The sequence below is a fragment of the Rhizobacter sp. P2_H2 genome (assembly GCF_056403375.1).
In genome coordinates, this window is record NZ_JBFUFP010000529.1 from 1 (window position 1) to 3738 (window position 3738).

Consider the following 3738-nt stretch of genomic DNA (forward strand, 5'->3'; position numbering starts at 1 on the left):
GTGCCGCGCGTGGTGGCGAGGTCGAAGTGATCGTGGGCGCCGGCCGGCCCGGGCGCGTCGCTGAAGGCGAGCGAGCCCGACATGCCCAGGTGCATCAGCAGGCCACCCGACAGCGCGCCCGAGCCGGCCGCGCCGACATCGGCCGACAACGGCAGCCACAAATATTTACCTCGGCGGGTCGCGTCGCCGACGCGCTGTCCGACAAGGGCCGCCGGCTCGTGGCCGAGCGGCCAGCGCAGCGGYTTGCCCAGGCGCACGGCGGTCACGCGGGCACCGGCGATGCGCTCGGCAAAGCTCTGTCGGGTGACCTCGACTTCCGGAAGTTCTGGCATGGAGGGAATTATCACGACGCACCCGGGTCGGACCGGCTTCGGGGGCTTGTGCCCCTTCTCCGTGGACATTCGCGAGACCCTAGAATCGTCCACGGTTTCAGGAGCATTGCATGCCGGCCCTTTCCCTCGTTCCCCACGCAGCGCGCACGGCGCTCGCGGTGGCCTGTGCGCTGGCACTGATGACCGGCGCCCAGGCCCACCGGCTGGCCCAGGCTGAAAACGCGTTGCCCGCGCCGGCCTCCGACGCCGCCAGCGGCGTGCCGCCCGAGCCCTTCGAGAACTCGTCGATCGACGCGCCGCTCTTCTATCAGTTGCTGGTCGGCGAGATGGAGCTGCGCGCCGGCGAGGTCGGCACCGCCTACCAGGTGCTGCTCGACGCGGCCCGCAAGACGCGAGACGCCGAGCTGTTTCGCCGCGCCACCGAGGTCGCGCTGCAGGCGCGTGCCGGCGACCAGGCGCTGGCGGCCGCACAGGCCTGGCGCAGCGCGATCCCCGATTCGGTCGAGGCGATGGGCTACCAGGTGCGGCTGCTGATCGCGCTGAACCGGCAGGCCGAGACGGAGGAGCCGATCCGCGCGATGCTCGCCGCGACGCCGGTCGCCGAGCGTGGCGCGTTGATCGCCTCGCTGCCGCGGCTGTTTGCCCGCGCCCCCGACAAGACACAGACCGCCAACCAGCTGCAGACCTGGCTCGAACCGTCGCTCGCGGCGCCCGAGACGCGCGCCGCGGCACGCGTCGCGATCGGCCGCGCCTGGCTCGCGGCCGGCGAGGCGAAGCGCGCCTTCGAACTCGCGCAGCAGGCCCACGCGCTCGACCGCGACGCCGAGGGCCCGGCCCTGCTGGCGCTGGAGCTGCTGACGGCCGGGCAGCCGGTCGAGCCGCTGATCGCCGACTACCTCGAGGCCCAGCCGAAGAGCAGCTCGTTCCGCCTGCTGTACGCCCGCGTGCTGAATTCGGCGCAGCGCTATGCCGATGCGGTGCCGCAGCTCGAAGCGGTGACGCGCGCCGAGCCGCAGCTGCCGACGCCGTGGCTCACGCTCGGCGCGCTGCACCTGGAACTGCGCCACCCGAAGGAAGCCCAGGCCGCGCTGATGCAGTACGTGCAGCGCGCCGGCAGCGGCAGCCTGGCGCCAGCGCCGGCGCCGGTCGTGGCAGGCGGCGACGATGACGATGACGAAGCCCCGCCGACCGCCGACCAGGGGCTGGTGCAGGCCTACCTGCTGCTGTCGCAGGCCGCCGAGCAGCAGCGCGACTATGCCGGCGCCGAAGCCTGGCTGAAGAAGGTCGACAGCCCGCAGCGCGCGCTCGAGGTGCAGACCCGGCGCGCGTCGCTGCTGGCGCGCCAGGGCAAGGTCAAGGAGGCGCGCGAGCTGATCCGCCGCGCCCCCGAGAAGACGACCGAAGATGCGCGCTCCAAGCTGCTCGCCGAAGCGCAGATCCTGCGCGACGTGAAGCAATGGAACGAGGCGAACACGGTGCTGGCCAAGGCGAACCAGCGCTTCCCGAACGATCCCGACCTGCTGTACGAGCAGTCGATGATGGCCGAGAAGCTGAACCGCATGGACGAGATGGAGCGCCTGCTGCGCCGCGTCATCGAGCTGAAGCCCGATCACCACCACGCCTACAACGCGCTGGGCTACTCGCTCGCCGAGCGCAACCAGCGCCTGYCCGAGGCGCGCGACCTGATCCGCAAGGCACTCGACCTCGCGCCGGGCGAGCCGTTCATCACCGACAGCCTGGGCTGGGTCGAGTACCGGCTGGGCAACCGCAGCGAAGCGCTGCGCCTGCTGCAGCAGGCCTACCGCTCGCGCCCGGATGTCGAGATCGCCGCCCACCTGGGCGAGGTGCTGTGGATCAGCGGCCAGCGCGACGAGGCCCGCAAGGTGCTGCGCGATGCGCGCACGCGCGACAACGCGAACGACGTGCTGAAAGAGACGCTCGCGCGGCTGCGGGTCGACCTGTGAAGCTGGGCACCCTGGCAGCGCTGCTGGCCGGCGTGATGCTGGCTGGCTGCGCGACGCTGCAGCCGGTCACGCCGACCGCCTCGCCCGAGACGCTGTCGGGGCGGATGTCGGTGAAGGTCGATGCGACGCCGTCGACCGCGGCGCGCTCGGTCAGCGCCAGCTTCGAGCTGCAGGGCACGCCGCAGGACGGCCGGCTCGACCTGTCGACGCCGCTCGGCACGACGATCGCGCAGGCCCGGTGGTCCGGACGCCAGGCGCTGCTGACCACCGGCGGCGAACAGCGCGCCTACCCCGACCTCGATTCGCTGACGCAGGACATGCTCGGCGAGAGCCTGCCGATCGTCGCGCTGTTCGACTGGCTGCGCGGCCGCGTCTGGGCCGGCGCGCCGAGCCGCCCGGCCGTGCCGCCGGCCGACGCCGGCTTCCAGCAACTGGGCTGGGACGTGAACCTGGCCCGCTTCGACGAAGGCTGGGTAATCGCCCAACGCGCGCAACGCGCGCAGGCGCCCGCCGTCGTCGTGCGCGCCCGCATCGACCGCCCCTGACACCGCTTCCCGCCCGATGAGCCTGACCGCCTTGTACGACGTGGCCGCGCCGGCCAAGCTGAACCTGTTCCTGCACATCGTCGGCCGGCGCGCCGACGGCTACCACCTGCTGCAATCGGTCTTCGTGCTGATTGACTGGGCCGACACGCTGCACTTCGAACTGCGCCGCGATGGCCGGCTCGCCCGCCATGACTTGACGGCTGCGCTGCCGGCCGACGACCTGTGCCTGCGCGCGGCGCGTGCCCTGCAGGCGGCATCGGGCACCTCGCTCGGCGCCGACATCTCGATCGACAAGCAGGTGCCGTGGGGCGCCGGCATGGGCGGCGGCAGCTCGGACGCGGCCAGCACGCTGCTCGCGCTGAACCGGCTGTGGCAGCTCGACTGGCCACGCGAGAAGCTGATGGCGCTCGGCCTGACGCTGGGGGCCGACGTGCCGTTCTTCCTGGCGAACTCTGGAAAGGGCAGCGCCTGGGTCGAGGGCATCGGCGAGAAACTGACCCCGCTGGAGCTGCCCGCACAATGGCTGGCGGTCGTCAAACCGGCCGCGAGCATCGAAACCCGTGGCATCTTTCTCAGCCCCCTGTTGGTTCGCAACACAGAAGCTGCTATAGTCGCAGGCTTCCTTGAGGACGGCGGTATGCAAAGTCTTCTCGAAGGGTTCGGTCGCAACGATTTGCAGCCGCCTGCCGAGAACCAGTGCTCCGAAGTGGCGCAAGCCGCCCGTCTGCTCGAGGCCCGCTTCGGCAACAGCCGCATGACGGGCTCCGGCAGCGCGGTGTTTTCCAGGGCTGGCGTAGACGATCTGCCCACGGCGACAATGCCGACGGACCTGCCGTCGGGTTGGGTGGGTCGGATGTGCCGAAGTCTGGTGCAGCATCCCTTGCAGGGCTGGTGCGC

4 protein-coding genes are annotated in these 3738 nt (G+C 71.5%); 3 read left to right on the forward strand and 1 reads right to left on the reverse strand.

What is annotated here, in order from left to right:
- Positions 1–332, reverse strand: a 332-nt coding sequence (locus tag AC1D15_RS21770) for a DNA-formamidopyrimidine glycosylase family protein (RefSeq protein ID WP_477827609.1), incomplete at its 3' end; no start/stop codon positions are given.
- 110 nt (positions 333–442) lie between these two features.
- Here AC1D15_RS21770 and AC1D15_RS21775 point away from each other — a divergent pair.
- The 3 genes from AC1D15_RS21775 to ispE form a co-directional block, all read left to right on the forward strand.
- A complete protein-coding gene (locus AC1D15_RS21775; RefSeq protein WP_477827610.1) occupies positions 443–2296 on the forward strand; it encodes a tetratricopeptide repeat protein in 1854 nt (617 codons plus the stop codon).
- Positions 2293–2841, forward strand: a complete 549-nt coding sequence (locus AC1D15_RS21780) for a lipoprotein insertase outer membrane protein LolB (RefSeq protein WP_477827611.1) — start codon at positions 2293–2295, stop codon at positions 2839–2841. Before AC1D15_RS21775 ends, AC1D15_RS21780 begins: the two co-directional genes overlap by 4 nt.
- A gap of 16 nt (positions 2842–2857) precedes the next feature.
- Positions 2858–3738: 4-(cytidine 5'-diphospho)-2-C-methyl-D-erythritol kinase (ispE, locus tag AC1D15_RS21785; RefSeq protein WP_477827612.1), on the forward strand; the 881-nt coding region annotated here is incomplete at its 3' end.